The sequence below is a fragment of the Streptococcus oralis genome (assembly GCF_003943395.1).
Classification (GTDB): domain Bacteria; phylum Bacillota; class Bacilli; order Lactobacillales; family Streptococcaceae; genus Streptococcus; species Streptococcus oralis_BF.
The window spans coordinates 57771-71737 of record NZ_RJPJ01000005.1 but is presented as its reverse complement, the minus strand read 5'-3'; the positions used below and the strand labels follow the sequence as shown (position 1 = coordinate 71737).

Here is a 13967-nt window from a genome sequence, read left to right as displayed (position 1 = left end):
TAAAATATGGCAAAAAAATTTATGAGAAGTGGTAGAGATCAAAAAATTGGAGGCGTTTGCGCAGGTGTAGCCCACTATTTTGATATTGACCCTACTATTGTCCGTGTGATTTGGGGCGTTCTTGCCTTTTGTTATGGGGCAGGGGTACTTGCTTACTTGATTTTATGGGTAATTGCACCTGTTTCTAGAGAATATTAAAAAAGAATTAGAATAGAACAAAGAGAAATAAAAAGGAGTCCAAATGGCTTTTGGAGATAATGGAAAACGTAAAAAAACAATGTTTGAAAAAGTAACGCTTTTTGTCGTGCTAATTATGTTGTTTGTAACCCTTGCTGGTATCTTTGCGACAGCGCTTGGAGCTTTTAGCAGATTCTAAGCAAGTTGCTAAGATAGAAACAATAACTAATGACTGGATTTTCCAGTCCTTTTTAAAGCGAGAAGAAAATATGAGTATGTTTTTAGATACAGCCAAGATCAAGGTCAAGGCTGGTAATGGTGGCGATGGTATGGTTGCCTTTCGCCGTGAAAAGTATGTCCCGAATGGCGGTCCTTGGGGTGGCGATGGCGGACGTGGTGGTAACGTTGTTTTCGTTGTAGACGAAGGCTTGCGTACCTTGATGGATTTCCGCTATAACCGTCATTTTAAGGCCGAATCCGGTGAAAAAGGGATGACCAAAGGAATGCATGGACGTGGTGCAGAAGACCTTCGTGTTCGTGTACCACAAGGAACAACTGTACGTGACGCTGAGACAGGAAAAGTGATTACAGACTTGATTGAACATGGTCAAGAATTTATCGTGGCACATGGCGGTCGAGGTGGTCGCGGAAACATCCGTTTTGCGACACCAAAAAATTCTGCACCTGAAATCTCTGAGAATGGAGAACCAGGTCAGGAACGTGAGTTGCAACTGGAATTAAAGATCTTGGCGGATGTCGGTTTGGTCGGTTTCCCATCTGTTGGAAAGTCAACTTTGCTTAGTGTCATTACTTCAGCCAAACCAAAGATTGGTGCTTACCACTTTACGACAATTGTCCCAAATCTAGGTATGGTTCGTACCCAGTCAGGTGAATCGTTTGCCGTAGCAGACCTTCCAGGTTTGATTGAAGGGGCCAGTCAAGGTGTTGGTCTTGGAACCCAGTTTCTCCGTCATATCGAACGCACTCGAGTTATCCTCCATGTCATCGATATGTCGGCTAGCGAAGGGCGTGATCCTTACGAGGACTACCTAGCTATCAATAATGAATTGGAATCCTACAACCTTCGTCTCATGGAGCGTCCACAGATTATTGTAGCCAATAAGATGGATATGCCTGAAAGTCAGGAAAATCTTGCAATCTTCAAGGAAAAATTGGCAGCAAACTACGACGAGTTTGAAGAACTTCCAGCAATCTTCCCTATTTCTGGTTTGACTAAGCAAGGTTTGGCGCCCCTTTTGGATGCGACAGCTGAATTGTTGGATAAGACTCCTGAGTTCTTGCTCTATGATGAGTCTGATATGGAAGAAGAAGCTTACTATGGCTTTGATGAGGAAGAAAAAGCCTTTGAAATTAGCCGCGATGATGATGCTACATGGGTACTTTCTGGTGAAAAACTCATGAAACTCTTTAACATGACCAACTTTGACCGTGATGAGTCTGTCATGAAGTTTGCTCGTCAGTTACGTGGTATGGGGGTTGACGAAGCCCTTCGTGCGCGTGGAGCCAAGGATGGAGATCTGGTCCGAATTGGTAAATTTGAGTTTGAATTTGTAGACTAGGAGATTGATATGGGAGATAAACCGATATCATTCCGAGATGCAGATGGAAATTTTGTTTCTGCAGCAGATGTATGGAATGAAAAGAAACTAGAAGAATTGTTTAATCGTCTCAATCCCAAACGTGCTCTTAGATTGGCACGAGAAAAAAAAGGCCATGAGAAGGCTGATAAAGAAGAAAAATAGCCTATCAACATTGATAAAAGAGAACCCCGTGATCGTATTTATCACGGGGAATTTTTTAGTCATTGAAGAAAAATGGTGGCGCAAATTTTTTAAGAATTTCAAAGCAAGTCTGTGCTTCTTCAGCATTTTCACAGATAAGAAGGCAGACATCATCACCACATACGGTGGCAATGATTTGTTTGAAATCGAGAGCATCAAGAACAGCTCCAAAAGATTGGGCAAGGCCTGGCAAGGTTTTGAGGACAACCTGATGCTGGACAGGGCGTAGCATGATCAGGCCATCTTCCATATAGTTTTCCAAGCGTTTTTCCCACTTGGAGATGGAACCAGTATTTAAGACATAGTAAGAATGATCTGCTTCGCGAACTTTTGATAGATTCATGGTTTTGATATCGCGTGAGAGAGTGGCCTGTGTGACTTGAATATCATTTTCAGCTAGTAAAGTTTGCAACTCTGCTTGTGTATGAATCTTATTTTTGGCTACAAGTGCACGGATGAGTTGGTGTCTATGTTCAGATTTATTCATATGAGGCTGACTCCTTTTATGAGGGGATGGTGATAGAAGACTGTGTTAAATCAATAGTTAAGTGGTAGTCTGTATTATCTCGAATTGTAATTTCAAAGTCTGTTGTGTAGAGAACAAGACGAAGTGTGTCACCTTTTTTCAGCTTGTAAATCGTAGGTTGTAGGGCAAATTGGATTTCCATCCATTTTTTAGCTTCTATGCTCTCAACAGTTAGTAAATCATTTCGATTTTGTAAATTAAGGTATCCTTTGGTGATGACACGTTGGGCGCTTGGAGTAAATGGCAGTTCGCAGAGATTTTCTAACATGTGGTAGCGACCGTTGTCAATGGTTCTAGCACTTAAAACAGCTGGATAAGGCTGTAGATATTTCTTTTGTCCAAGTTCTAGCAGTTGAGCAGATAATAAGCCCTTGTTTGTACTTGATTTGACACGAAGTTTCAGCTCCACTCGACCATTTAAGTGGATGTCATTGGTCACTGGAAGGTCAATGGTGATTTGATTGGCTTTTCCTTGGTAAAGTTCTGTGTTGAAGGTCTGGTAAGTCTTGCCATACCGCTCAAAGTCTTTTTGATCATACTGGTTTTGAATCACTTTTTCTTCAGTTCCAAGTGAGAAAGTATGCAATTTATCCTGTTTGCCAAAGTCATCAAGACCCTGCCACGTCTGAGGTACAGTATTGTCTTGCCAGATGACAGTAGGAAGTTGATAGTCTGTTGTAAGTCCTAACAATTTCTTGCTTAAGAGGGCATTCATGGATTCGCGGAAGTCAATTGACTGCCAGTTATTCATATAAACATGAGCCCCATGATGGAAAAAGAGGTGCTTGCGAATATTGTCAGGAAGAGCATGAAACATCTGATATACGTGAAGTGGCTTGACATTCCAATCTTGAGAACCATGCGTAAAGACGACCTCAGCTTTAACCTTGTGAGCATTGAGCAGATAGTTGCGGTCATGCCAAAACTGATTGTAGTCACCAGTCTTGCGATCAAGAAGCCCTTTTACCTTTTCTAAGTCTGCCTGATGAGCTTCATTACCACGAATATAGTCGCCAGCTAGGAGATTGCGGGAGTAGGTAAGCTCAGCAAGTGAGTCAAAATCCTCACCTGGATAACCACCAGGGCTGGTCACCAGACCATTTTCGCGGTAGTAGTTGTACCAAGAGGAAATTCCTGCTTCAGCGATGATCACTTCCAAGCCATCAACACCAGTGGTGGCAAGACCATTGGACATGGTGCCTAGATAAGAAATTCCTGTTGTTGCGACTTTGCCGTTTGACCAGTCAGCCTTGACTTGACGTTTGCGCGTGTGGTCAGTAAAAGCACGGCAACGGCCATTAAGCCAGTCAATGACATTTTTATATGCTTCAATCTGCTGGTAGTCTCCATTGGTCATGAGACCTTGGGAATCCTTGGTACCAACACCCGATACATAGAGATTTGCAAATCCACGTGGGAGGAAGTAATCGTTGAGAGTGTAAGAACTATTGATATGAGATAGCTTTTCTTCAGCTTCTGAGACGACTTCTGCTTGGCCATGAGGTTCGACTACATTCAGCTTAGGCTCCTCGAGCTCAATGGTGTGGGCAGGTTTGACCTCAAGCTCTCCTTCCATCTTGTAGAGAGCCTTGTCGCTGGCTTTGTCGTTGGTGCCTTGGTGATAAGGGCTGGCAGTCATAAGAGTAGGTACTTGACCATCGTAACGTGGGCGAATAATGCTGACCTTGACTAAGTCAGGGAGACCGTCTTTATCAGTATCCACACGACTCTCGACATACACGACTTCACGAATGACATCATAAGTAGAGAAGGTTGCCAAGCTCTTACCGTTAAAGTAGTGGTAGTGATTATCTTCTGCAATAAGCCCATCACTAACAAGTTGGTCGATGAGCGTATTTCCTTTTTTAGTTCGCGTATTGAGCAATTGATAAAGATTTTCGATGAGATCCCCATAAACAATAGGAAATCCAGTTTCTTTACGGAATTGTTCGGCGTCCTCAAAGTCAACAAGATAGCTAAATCCCAGAAGTTGAAAAGCCACAGTATAAAAAATCTCAGGAGTCAGGTCACAATCTGACTGAAAGAAGGTAAGGAGATCAGTCTCCTTGTCAGCTGCTAAGACAGACAAAGGATAGTCGGTATTTTTATAAGTGAAAAAACTCCAGCGGACAAATTGTTCAAGTTGTTTTTTTGATGTTTGTTCTGGTACCAGCTTCAAACCGAGCTGGGATAACTCGCGCAAAACTTGCGAATGAGAAACAGGAAGGTAGCTGAATTGATTAAAACGCATGGGGCTCTCCTTTGGAAATATTCTAAATTTAGTATATCAAAAATAAGGTAAAAAAGATATTGTTGACCTGTGATGAAGTCACTTTAAAAGGAATGGTCTCTAGCTTTTCATTCTAGTTTTTAAAATGGTATAATAGTACTATATCTAAAGCAAGGGGGAGAAGAAATGATTGCACAGCTCGATACCAAGACTGTTTACAGTTTTATGGAAAGTGTGGTTTCAATTGAAAAATATGTACAAACGGCTAAAGACTATGGCTATTCTCACCTTGCTATCATGGATGTGGATAATCTCTATGGAGCCTATCACTTTTTAGAAGTGACTCGTAAGCAGGGCATCCAACCTTTAATTGGTCTTGAAATGACTTTGATTATAGACGAGAAGGCGCTTTCTTTCCGTTTTCTAGCTTTGTCTACTAAAGGTTACCAAGAGTTGATGAAGTTATCCACTTTAAAAATGACTGGACGAAAAAATTGGTCTGACTTTACCAGTCACCTCGAAGATGTTGCCATTATTGTTCCTTATTTTGATGGGGTCGAACAGCTGGATTTAGGTCATGATTATTTTATCGGGGTTAGTCCCGATACTCACCAAGAAGGCTTTACGAAACCCATTCTTCCACTCTATCAGGTCAACTCTTTTGAAAAAGAAGACCTACAAGTTTTACAAATCTTGTCAGCAGTCAAGGACAATGTCAGCCTAAGAGAAGTGGATGTGCATTCACAACAAGGAATCTTTCTACCAGCTTCGGATTTAGAAGCTCGATTTAAAAATCATTTCCCTCAGGCACTTGTCACTCTTCAAGGTTTGATAGAGCATGTTAGTTACCAACTTGATCCAAGTTTAAAACTCCCTCGCTTTAATCCGGAAAGACCAGCTGTAGAAGAACTTAGATCCAGAGCTGAACAAGGCTTGATAGCCAAGGGGCTAACCTCAGCTCTTTATCGAGAGCGGCTAAATGAAGAGTTGGCCGTGATTCATGATATGGGCTTTGATGACTATTTCCTTGTGGTTTGGGATTTGCTTCGTTTTGGACGTTCCCAAGGCTACTATATGGGAATGGGGCGTGGTTCTGCTGTGGGTAGTCTGGTGGCCTACTCACTTGATATCACAGGGATTGATCCGGTTGAAAAGAATCTGATTTTCGAGCGCTTTTTAAATCGTGAGCGTTACACCATGCCCGATATTGATATTGATATTCCTGACCTCTATAGACCAGAGTTCATTCGCTATGTTCGTGATCGGTATGGAAGTCAACATGTGGCGCAGATTGTCACTTATTCGACCTTTGGAGCAAAACAGGCAATTCGAGATGTTTTCAAACGTTATGGTGTCCCTGAGTATGAATTAACCAATATTACGAAAAAAATCAGTTTTCGAGATACGCTAACGACGGCTTATGAAAAGAATTTACAGTTTAGGCAGGTCATCAATAGCAAAATAGAATACCAAAAAGCTTTTGAGATTGCTCGAAAGATTGAAGGGTATCCTCGTCAAACCTCTATCCATGCAGCTGGGGTCGTTATGAGTGACCAAGACCTGACGGACTATATTCCCCTCAAATATGGTGAGGATATGCTGATCACCCAGTATGATGCTCATGGAGTTGAAGCCAATGGACTTCTAAAAATGGATTTCCTAGGTCTGCGTAACTTAACTTTTGTCCAAAAAATGCAGGAATTACTGGCTGAGTCAGAGGGTGTTCATCTGAAAATCGAAGAGATTGATCTGGAAGATAAAGAAACATTGGCTCTCTTTGCTGCTGGAAATACTAAGGGTATTTTCCAATTTGAACAACCTGGAGCCATTCGACTCTTGAAACGAGTCAAGCCGCAAGTTTTCGAAGAAGTGGTAGCAACGACATCCCTCAACAGACCAGGTGCTAGTGATTATATCGATAATTTTGTGGCTCGTAAGCATGGCAAAGAAAAGGTGACGGTGCTGGATCCTGCCTTGGAATACATCCTGTCATCAACCTACGGAATTATGCTCTATCAAGAGCAAGTCATGCAAGTTGCTCAGCGTTTTGGAGGTTTCAGTCTTGGTAAAGCTGACATTCTCAGACGAGCCATGGGCAAGAAAAATGCTAAAGAGATGCATTTGATGAAGGAAGATTTTATCACAGGAGCTATGAAACTTGGGCATTCAGAAGAAAAAGCCAACCAAGTTTTTGCAGTGATGGAAAAGTTTGCAGGCTATGGATTTAATAGATCCCACGCCTATGCCTACTCAGCACTGGCTTTCCAACTTGCTTATTTTAAAACTCATTATCCTGCTATTTTCTTTCAAGTCATGTTGAATTATTCAAGCAGTGAGTATATTGTCGATGCTCTGCAGATGGGATTTCAAGTAGCGCCTTTAGCTATCAACAGTATTCCCTATCACGATAAAATTGCTCAGAAGAAAATCTATCTTGGTTTAAAAGCCATTAAGGGACTGCCTAGAGATTTGTCTTACTGGATTATTGAAAATCGTCCCTTCTCAAGCATTGAAGATTTCGTCACACGTCTTCCCAAGAATTACAAGAAACTGTCGCTTTTAACGCCTTTGGTTGAACTGGGGCTTTTTGATGAATTTGACAAGAATCGCCAGAAAATCTTAGTGAACCTACCAAACTTATTTGTCTTTGTTGAGGAGTTGGGAGGTCTCTTTGCGGATACAAATTATAGTTGGACTGAAGCTGATGATTTTACTGAGGCAGAGAAATTTTACAAAGAGCAGGAACTGATTGGCATAGGTATCAGTCCCCATCCTCTCCAAACTCTTGCCAAACAAGCTCTATATCCGACCACTCCAATCACTAATCTAACCGAGGGAGCTCAAGCCACTCTCCTAGTTGAAGTTCAAAAGATTAAAGTGATTCGAACCAAGAAAGGTGAGAGTATGGCCTTTCTACAGGTTCATGATAGTAAGTCTCGGATGGATGTGACTGTATTTTCAGACCAATATAGAAAATTCGCCTCTATCCTCTCCGAAGGGAAATTTTACTACATCAATGGCAAAGTTCAATCTCGAGATGGTCGTCTGCAAATGATTGCACAAGATTTGAAAGAAGCAGTGGCGGAACGATTCTGGATTCAAGTTAAAAATCATGAATACGATAAAGAGATTTCAAATATCCTAGAACAATACAAAGGCCCAATTCCTGTCATTATCAGGTATGAAGAGGAACAAAAAACGGTTGTTTCTACGCAACATTTTGTAAGAAAAGGTTCTGCTCTGCAGGAAAAATTAGAGGGAATTGCTATGAAAACGATTTATCGCTAAAAATACGGAAAATAGAAGAATTTTCGATTTAAATATGGTATAATCAGTAAGAATGTTAAAGAAAAAGGAGCATAAACCAAATGAAACGTATTGCTGTTTTGACCAGTGGTGGAGACGCCCCTGGTATGAATGCTGCCATCCGTGCAGTAGTTCGTCAAGCAATCTCAGAAGGAATGGAAGTTTTTGGTATCTATGATGGGTACGCAGGTATGGTTGCCGGTGAAATTTATCCACTTGATGCTGCTTCAGTAGGAGACATCATTTCTCGTGGTGGTACTTTCCTTCACTCTGCTCGTTACCCTGAGTTTGCACAACTTGAAGGCCAACTTAAAGGGATTGAGCAGTTGAAAAAACACGGTATCGAAGGAGTCGTAGTTATCGGTGGAGACGGTTCTTATCACGGAGCTATGCGCTTGACGGAACATGGGTTCCCAGCTATCGGACTTCCAGGAACTATTGATAACGATATCGTAGGGACTGATTTCACAATCGGATTTGATACTGCAGTTACGACTGCAATGGATGCGATTGATAAGATTCGTGATACATCATCAAGTCACCGTCGTACTTTCGTTGTTGAAGTAATGGGACGTAACGCTGGTGATATCGCTCTTTGGGCTGGTATAGCAACTGGTGCTGATGAAATTATCATCCCTGAAGAAGGCTTCAAGATGGAAGATATCGTTGCAAGCATCAAAGCTGGTTATGAGCACGGTAAAAAACACAACATTATCGTTTTGGCAGAAGGTGTTATGTCAGCAGCTGAATTTGGTCAAAAACTAAAAGAAGCAGGAGACACAAGCGATCTTCGTGTAACAGAACTTGGTCACATCCAACGTGGTGGATCACCAACTGCGCGTGACCGTGTATTGGCATCACGCATGGGTGCACACGCTGTTAAACTCCTTAAACAAGGAATCGGTGGTGTCGCTGTTGGTATCCGTAACGAAAAAATGGTTGAAAATCCAATCCTTGGTACAGCAGAAGAGGGAGCTTTGTTTAGCTTAACTGCAGAAGGCAAGATTATTGTTAACAACCCTCATAAAGCTGATCTTGAACTTTCTGCTTTGAACAAGAGCTTGTCCTAATCAACTTTCATTAATTTGGTAACATGACCATAAAAGGTCGAATTATATAAAGGAGTCACAAAAATCATGAACAAACGTGTAAAAATCGTTGCAACTTTAGGTCCTGCGGTAGAAATCCGTGGCGGTAAAAAATTCGGTGAAGACGGATACTGGGGTGAAAAACTTGACGTTGAAGCTTCAGCTAAAAACATTGCTAAATTGATCGAAGCAGGAGCAAACACTTTCCGTTTCAACTTCTCACACGGTGACCACCAAGAACAAGGTGAGCGTATGGCAACTGTTAAACGTGCGGAAGAAATCGCTGGTAAAAAAGTTGGTTTCCTTCTTGACACTAAAGGTCCAGAAATCCGTACAGAATTGTTCGAAGGTGACGCAAAAGAGTACTCATACAAAACTGGTGAAAAAATTCGTGTTGCAACTAAACAAGGAATCAAATCAACTCGTGATGTGATTGCTTTGAACGTTGCTGGTGCCCTTGATATCTACGATGATGTTGAAGTTGGTCACCAAGTTTTGGTTGACGATGGTAAATTGGGTCTTCGTGTTTTCGCAAAAGACGATGCAACTCGTGAATTTGAAGTAGTAGTTGAAAATGACGGTATCATTGCTAAGCAGAAAGGTGTAAACATCCCTAACACTAAAATTCCTTTCCCAGCTCTTGCTGAACGTGATAACGATGATATCCGCTTTGGTCTTGAACAAGGTATCAACTTCATCGCGATTTCATTCGTACGTACTGCAAAAGACGTCGACGAAGTTCGTGCAATCTGTGAAGAAACTGGTAATGGTCACGTTCAATTGTTTGCGAAAATCGAAAACCAACAAGGTATCGATAACTTGGATGAAATCATTGAAGCTGCTGACGGTATCATGATCGCTCGTGGTGACATGGGTATCGAAGTACCATTCGAAATGGTTCCAGTTTACCAAAAAATGATCATCACTAAAGTAAACGCGGCAGGTAAAGTTGTTATCACAGCAACAAACATGCTTGAAACAATGACTGAAAAACCACGTGCAACTCGTTCAGAGGTATCAGACGTATTTAACGCTGTTATCGATGGAACTGACGCTACAATGCTTTCAGGTGAGTCTGCAAACGGTAAATACCCACTTGAGTCAGTAACTACAATGGCTACAATTGACAAGAATGCTCAAACCCTATTGAAAGAATACGGTCGTTTGTCATCAGTTAACTTGGCACGTAATTCTAAGACTGAAGTTATGGCATCAGCTGTTAAGGATGCAACTAACTCAATGAATATCAAGTTGATTGTTACCCTTACTAAGACTGGTCACACTGCACGCTTGATTTCTAAATACCGCCCAGATGCAGATATTTTGGCAATCACTTTCGATGAATTGACTCAGCGTGGATTGATGTTGAACTGGGGTGTTATTCCAGTAACAACTGAACGTCCATCAAACACTGATGATATGTTCGAACTTGCCGAAAAGATTGCAGTAGAACAAGGTTTGGTAGAATCTGGTGATGATATGATTATCGTTGCAGGTGTACCGCTTGGAGAAGCTGTCCGTACAAACACAATGCGTATCCGTACAGTACGTTAATCTAAACTTTTAAAAGCCTATCATACCAAGCCTTTGTGCTTGTGTGATGGGTCTTTTTTCTATTTTAGAAGATAAAAAGAGAGTGATTTTTATTAAACAGAAATGGGAAAAATAGGAGAACTATGGTATAATAGAATGCAGAGACCTTTTTAGTAAATTTTGAAAGAGTATAACATGAGAAAAATTGTCATCAATGGTGGACATCCATTGCAAGGTGAGATCACCATTAGCGGTGCTAAGAATAGTGTTGTAGCATTAATCCCTGCTATTATACTGGCAGATGATGTTGTCACTTTGGATTGTGTCCCAGATATTTCAGACGTTGCTAGTCTTGTAGAAATTATGGAAATCATGGGAGCGAAAGTAAAACGCTACGATGATGTTTTGGAGATTGATCCTAGAGGTGTTCAAAATATTCCCATGCCTTATGGTAAGATCAATAGCCTTCGTGCTTCTTATTATTTCTATGGAAGTCTGTTAGGTCGCTTTGGTGAAGCTACGGTTGGACTTCCTGGCGGATGTGATCTGGGACCTCGTCCGATTGACCTTCACTTAAAAGCCTTCGAAGCTATGGGTGCTAAGGTCAGCTACGAGGGAGATAATATGAATTTATCTGCCCAAGGTAAGGGACTTCACGGCGCAAGTATCTACATGGATACCGTTAGTGTCGGCGCAACTATTAACACCATGATTGCTGCAGTCAAAGCAAAGGGACGGACTGTTATTGAAAATGCGGCCCGTGAACCAGAAATCATCGATGTGGCTACCCTTTTGAATAACATGGGGGCTCACATTCGTGGTGCAGGGACTGATATTATCATTATTGATGGTGTCGAGAAACTTCATGGAACTCGTCACCAAGTAATCCCAGATCGTATCGAAGCTGGAACCTATATTTCACTTGCTGCAGCGGTAGGAAAAGGAATTCGTATTAACAACGTTCTCTATGAGCATTTAGAAGGCTTTATCGCTAAACTAGAAGAAATGGGCGTTCGTATGACCGTCTCTGAGGATAGTATCTTTGTTGAAGAACAATCTGATTTGAAGGCCATCAATATTAAAACTGCTCCTTATCCTGGTTTTGCAACCGATTTGCAACAGCCAATCACACCACTTTTACTAACTGCTCAAGGTCGTGGTACTATTATTGATACCATTTACGAAAAACGTGTCAATCATGTCTTTGAATTAGCAAAAATGGATGCAGATATTGCTACTACAAATGACCATATTTTCTACACTGGTGGGCGAATTCTACATGGTGCCAAGGTGAAAGCGACAGATCTTCGTGCTGGTGCTGCACTTGTGATTGCTGGACTGATGGCTCAAGGCCAGACTGAAATTACAAATATTGAGTTTATCCTTCGTGGCTACTCAGATATTATTGAAAAATTACGTAGTCTTGGAGCAGATATTACACTCGTCGAAGACTAAGCCGTTGAGGTGATTATGAATATTTGGACCAAATTAGCAATGTTTTCTTTTTTTGAAACGGAGCGCTTGTATTTGCGTCCTTTCTTTTTTAGTGACAGCAAAGCTTTTTATGAGATTGCTTCAAATCCGGAAAATCTGCAGTTTATTTTTCCCAGTCAAGCAAGTTTGGAAGAAAGTCAGTACGCACTTGCTAACTATTTTATGAAGGCTCCTCTAGGTGTCTGGGCAATTTGTCTCCAAGGAAATCAGGAAATGATTGGTTCCATCAAGTTTGAAAAAATAGATGAAATCAAAAAAGAAGCAGAAATTGGTTACTTCTTAAAAAAGGATTCTTGGTCACAAGGTTTTATGACAGAAGTAGTTACCAAACTTTGTCAGCTTTCCTTTGAAGAATTTGGTTTAAAACAATTATCCATCATCACTCATCTGGAGAATCAAGCTAGTCAGAAAGTTGCCTTGAAAGCAGGTTTTAGTCTCTTTCGCCAATTCAAGGGGAGTGACCGCTATACTCGTAAAATGAGAGACTACTTTGAATTTCGATACGTTAAAGGAGAATTCAGTGAGTAAACACCAAGAAATCTTAAGTTATCTGGAAGAGTTACCAATAGGAAAACGTGTCAGCGTTCGTAGTATTTCCAATCACTTGGGTGTCAGTGATGGGACGGCTTATCGTGCCATTAAAGAAGCTGAAAACCGTGGAATTGTAGAAACTCGACCTCGTAGTGGGACCATTCGTGTTAAATCTCAGAAAGTGGCTATTGAGAGGCTAACCTATGCTGAAATTGCAGAAGTAACCTCATCTGAAGTTTTGTCTGGTCAAGAAGGTTTGGACAGGGAATTCAGTAAATTCTCCATTGGGGCCATGACCGAGCAGAATATTTTGTCCTATCTGAATGATGGTGGTTTGTTAATCGTCGGAGACCGTACTCGTATTCAACTTTTAGCTCTGGAAAATGAAAATGCGGTTCTCGTGACGGGTGGTTTTCATGTGCACGAGGATGTACTAGCTCTTGCCAATAAAAAGGGTATTCCTGTCCTGAGAAGTAAGCATGATACTTTTACAGTAGCGACCATGATCAACAGAGCTCTCTCAAATGTTCAAATCAAAACCGATATTCTGACAGTTGAAAAGCTCTATCGTCCTAGCCATGAGTATGGTTTTTTGAGAGAAACAGACACAGTGAAAGATTATCTAGACTTGGTACGCAAGAATCGAAGTAGTCGTTTCCCAGTTATTAACCAACACCAAGTGGTTGTGGGAGTTGTTACCATGCGTGATGCAGGAGACAAATCCCCTAGCACGACGATTGATAAGGTGATGACGCGCAGCATTTTCGTAACAGGCTTAGCGACCAATATTGCCAATGTCAGTCAACGAATGATTGCAGAAGACTTTGAGATGGTACCGGTAGTGAGAAGCAATCAAACTTTGCTCGGAGTTGTAACGAGACGAGATGTTATGGATAAGATGAGCCGTTCTCAGCTTTCGGCTTTGCCAACTTTTTCAGAGCAAATCGGTCAAAAGTTGTCTTATCATCACGACGAAGTTGTGATTACAGTTGAGCCCTTTATGCTGGAGAAAAACGGGGTTTTGGCAAATGGTGTTCTTGCTGAAATTTTAACTCATATGACACAGGATTTGGTGGCAAATAGTAGACGCAATCTCATCATCGAGCAGATGCTAATTTACTTCTTACAAGCTGTTCAGATAGATGATATTTTGCGGATTCAGGCACGTATTATTCATCATACAAGACGCTCAGCTATTATTGATTATGATATTTATCATGGTCATCAGATTGTATCAAAAGCAAATGTCACAGTAAAAATCAATTAGAATCTAGGAGAAA

The 13967-nt window shown here is 41.3% G+C and carries 12 protein-coding genes; 10 read left to right on the top strand and 2 right to left on the bottom strand.

Features of this window, described 5'->3' with window-relative positions; translation table 11 throughout:
* Window positions 1–6: 6 nt before the first annotated feature.
* The 4 genes from D8802_RS05280 to D8802_RS05265 all read left to right on the top strand — a co-directional run bounded on the left by D8802_RS05280 (window position 7) and on the right by D8802_RS05265 (window position 1940).
* The gene (locus D8802_RS05280) at window positions 7–198 is read left to right on the top strand and encodes a PspC domain-containing protein (RefSeq protein ID WP_185758201.1); all 192 of its coding nucleotides are present in this window, start codon (window positions 7–9) and stop codon (window positions 196–198) included.
* 43 nt (window positions 199–241) lie between these two features.
* Complete coding sequence (locus tag D8802_RS05275) at window positions 242–376, top strand: DUF4044 domain-containing protein (protein ID WP_000863854.1); 135 nt, start codon at window positions 242–244, stop codon at window positions 374–376.
* Window positions 377–446: 70 nt separating this feature from the next.
* Window positions 447–1757 carry a GTPase ObgE gene (gene obgE / locus D8802_RS05270; RefSeq protein WP_125395057.1) on the top strand — a complete coding sequence of 437 codons (1311 nt, stop codon included), beginning with the start codon at window positions 447–449 and terminating at the stop codon, window positions 1755–1757.
* A 9-nt stretch (window positions 1758–1766) separates the two neighbouring features.
* Window positions 1767–1940 carry a hypothetical protein gene (locus tag D8802_RS05265; protein ID WP_125395056.1) on the top strand — a complete coding sequence of 58 codons (174 nt, stop codon included), beginning with the start codon at window positions 1767–1769 and terminating at the stop codon, window positions 1938–1940.
* A gap of 55 nt (window positions 1941–1995) precedes the next feature.
* Here the strand turns inward: D8802_RS05265 and D8802_RS05260 are convergent, their stop codons facing one another.
* A complete protein-coding gene (locus tag D8802_RS05260) occupies window positions 1996–2466 on the bottom strand; it encodes an arginine repressor (protein ID WP_125395055.1) in 471 nt (156 codons plus the stop codon).
* 16 nt (window positions 2467–2482) lie between these two features.
* Window positions 2483–4756: a Xaa-Pro dipeptidyl-peptidase gene (locus tag D8802_RS05255; protein WP_125395054.1), complete on the bottom strand. Its 2274-nt coding sequence runs from the start codon at window positions 4754–4756 to the stop codon at window positions 2483–2485.
* A 165-nt stretch (window positions 4757–4921) separates the two neighbouring features.
* Between D8802_RS05255 and D8802_RS05250 the strand changes: the two genes are divergently transcribed.
* From D8802_RS05250 to spxR, 6 genes are all read left to right on the top strand, one after another.
* Window positions 4922–8023, top strand: coding sequence for a DNA polymerase III subunit alpha (locus D8802_RS05250; RefSeq protein WP_125395053.1), 3102 nt, complete (start codon window positions 4922–4924; stop codon window positions 8021–8023).
* 80 nt (window positions 8024–8103) lie between these two features.
* The gene (pfkA, locus tag D8802_RS05245) at window positions 8104–9111 is read left to right on the top strand and encodes a 6-phosphofructokinase (protein WP_000820882.1); all 1008 of its coding nucleotides are present in this window, start codon (window positions 8104–8106) and stop codon (window positions 9109–9111) included.
* A 66-nt stretch (window positions 9112–9177) separates the two neighbouring features.
* Window positions 9178–10683 carry a pyruvate kinase gene (gene pyk, locus D8802_RS05240; RefSeq protein WP_125395052.1) on the top strand — a complete coding sequence of 502 codons (1506 nt, stop codon included), beginning with the start codon at window positions 9178–9180 and terminating at the stop codon, window positions 10681–10683.
* Between the two features lie 174 nt (window positions 10684–10857).
* A complete protein-coding gene (locus tag D8802_RS05235; RefSeq protein WP_061416732.1) occupies window positions 10858–12117 on the top strand; it encodes a UDP-N-acetylglucosamine 1-carboxyvinyltransferase in 1260 nt (419 codons plus the stop codon).
* A gap of 15 nt (window positions 12118–12132) precedes the next feature.
* Complete coding sequence (locus tag D8802_RS05230) at window positions 12133–12684, top strand: GNAT family N-acetyltransferase (protein ID WP_125395051.1); 552 nt, start codon at window positions 12133–12135, stop codon at window positions 12682–12684.
* A complete protein-coding gene (spxR, locus tag D8802_RS05225; RefSeq protein ID WP_125395050.1) occupies window positions 12677–13954 on the top strand; it encodes a CBS-HotDog domain-containing transcription factor SpxR in 1278 nt (425 codons plus the stop codon). The genes D8802_RS05230 and spxR overlap by 8 nt, the downstream gene beginning before the upstream one ends.
* Window positions 13955–13967: the final 13 nt, after the last annotated feature.